2 protein-coding genes are annotated in these 2,387 nt (G+C 62.6%); both read left to right on the top strand.

Features of this window, described 5'->3' with window-relative positions:
* The first annotated feature begins 170 nt into the window (after positions 1 to 170).
* A complete protein-coding gene (istA, locus tag AB0O58_RS26665) occupies positions 171 to 1,505 on the top strand; it encodes an IS21 family transposase (RefSeq protein WP_008720775.1) in 1,335 nt (444 codons plus the stop codon).
* A 46-nt stretch (positions 1,506 to 1,551) separates the two neighbouring features.
* A complete protein-coding gene (istB, locus tag AB0O58_RS26660) occupies positions 1,552 to 2,325 on the top strand; it encodes an IS21-like element helper ATPase IstB (protein ID WP_032385531.1) in 774 nt (257 codons plus the stop codon).
* The last annotated feature ends 62 nt before the right edge of the window (positions 2,326 to 2,387 follow it).

Below are 2,387 nucleotides of genomic sequence, written 5' to 3'. Positions count from 1 at the left end.
TTATCGGTGTACACCCTCACGTGATGGTCCCCGTACAACCTCATATGTAGGTGCTCGGCGAGTCCTGTCGTAACTCGCCCACGACAAGGGCCACCCTTCGAATCGTCTACCGCCAAAGTTGACGAACCCGAAGGGTGGCCCTTGCCATGATCCTAGATGGAGAGTCTTGGATGAACATCCGACGTTTCAAAGCCCTGCACGAGGCCGGCGCGACCTATGCCGACATCGCCCGCGAATGCGGCTGCGATTGGCGCACTGTCCGCCGATACCTCGCCGACGATGCACCCACGCATCCACCGCAGGGAACCTCGAGAGCAGGAACACAACCCCGAGCGATCACCGACGACATCGCCGCACTGATCGAAGAGATGCTCCGCGCCGACATCACCATCGCAGCCTCGGTCATCCACGAACGCCTCACCAACGAAAAGTCCGTGACCGTGAACTACCAACGAGTCAAAATCTATTGCAGCACAGCCAGACCCATCATCCGAGACGAACTCGGCGCAGAAGAATCCGGGCTCGGCAATCTACACCGCCGATTCGAAACCATCCCCGGCGCCCAAGCACAAGTCGACTGGGGCGATGAAGGCGATCTCTTCGGCACCGGACGCAAGGTCTACTCCTTCCACATGGTCCTCTCGTTCTCCCGTGACCCATTCTGCTGCTACACCCACTCGATGGACGCCGCCGCGTTCTGGGGCAGCCACATCCGAGCCTTCGCGCACTTCGGTGGCGTCCCGGGTTCGATCGTCTACGACCGCACCAAAACCATTGTCCGCAAACATGTCCGTCCCGGACATGCTGTCCCGTTGCATCCAGCAGCCGTCGCATTCTCCGGGCACTACGGCTTCGACATCGACGTCCTCGCCGCGTACCGGCCCACCGGCAAAGGCCGTGTAGAACGGCAAGTGAAGATCGTTCGGGATCACGTCCTGGCCGGTCGCACGTTCACCGATCTCGCTAGCACCGACCGCACCTTCATGGACTGGGTTCCGATCCGCCGGACTCAGGTGCACCGTACTCACCGTGAGGTCATCGGGACCCGCGCCGTCGTCGATCACGCGGCGCTACGTCCTGCCCCGGCCGAGCCGTATCTTGTCGCCGAAGCCCACCTACGGCGCATCGGAAACGACGCGCTGATCTCGTTCGAGGCATCGCTCTACTCCGTACCCGCCGACCGCGTCCGGGCAGGTCAACGAGTACAGGTACGCGCCGGTGCCGACAACATCGCCATCGCCACCCTCGACAGTGCCGGCGGTACCGTCCTGGCCGTCCACGCTCGCTCGCAGGTCCGCGGCGCCTGGGTCGTCGACCAGGCGCACTGGGCGTCACTGCCCGACGGTCACACCCGTGCCACCACCGACGGACGCGTCGATACAAACCCCGCGGAGGGCACACCGTCACCTTCGGTCGACGCAGGCGACCCGTTGACCGCCAAAGTCATCTCACTCGTCGGACACGTCCACGTCGAACATCGACCACTGTCCGCCTACGCCGTCTGACCGTGAACCACTATCCCACAGCATCTTCCACGACAGGACACCGTTCATGAGTTCACTGACCACCCAACGGATCATCGACAACGCCCTCCGGCTCGGCCTCGGTCACACCGCCGAATCGGTCACCGAATCCGCCGCCCGCGCAGATTCCGCGCAGATGGGATACCTCGACTTCGTCGACCACCTCCTCGCCGAAGAAGTCGCAGTCCGAGAATCCCGGCGGTTCCGCAACGCCCTCAAACTCTCCGGGCTTCCCCATCACAAAACCCTCGACGACTTCGACTACACCTTCCAACCCGGACTCGAACCGCGCCGCATCCGAGACCTTGCCACCCTCGAATTCCTCACCGGCGCAGGGAACATCGCGATACTTGGACCACCGGGAGTAGGGAAAACGCATATCGCGATCGGGCTGGCGGTCGCTGCCTGCCAAGCCGGAAAGTCGATCTACTTCACCACCCTCGACGACCTCGTTCGAAAGCTCAAAGCCGCCGACGCAGCAAACCGGCTCCCCCGGCAACTCGCGAACCTCATGCGCCCATCTCTGCTGGTCATAGACGAGGTCGGATACCTCGCCCTCGACCGCGACGAAGCCAACATGTTCTTCCAGCTGATCAGCCGCAGATACGAGAAGGGCTCCACGATCATCACAAGCAACAAGCATTTCACCGAATGGGGAACCGTCCTCGGCGACGACGTCCTCGCCACCGCGATCCTCGACCGACTCCTTCATCACTGCGACGTCCTGGCCATCAACGGCCCCAGCTACCGGCTCAAAGACCGGCAAGGGCTTGTCACACCAGTGGAGGCACCGGCATCATGAACCTGCCGGACACCGACACGTCAGGTCGTACACAGACCGACACGTGAGGTCGTCCACCGATA

Source organism: Rhodococcus sp. NPDC080181 (assembly GCF_040702225.1).
Lineage (GTDB): Bacteria > Actinomycetota > Actinomycetes > Mycobacteriales > Mycobacteriaceae > Rhodococcoides > Rhodococcoides fascians.
The sequence above is the reverse complement of the archived record's forward strand: the minus strand, read 5'-3'. Positions and strand labels throughout refer to the sequence as shown.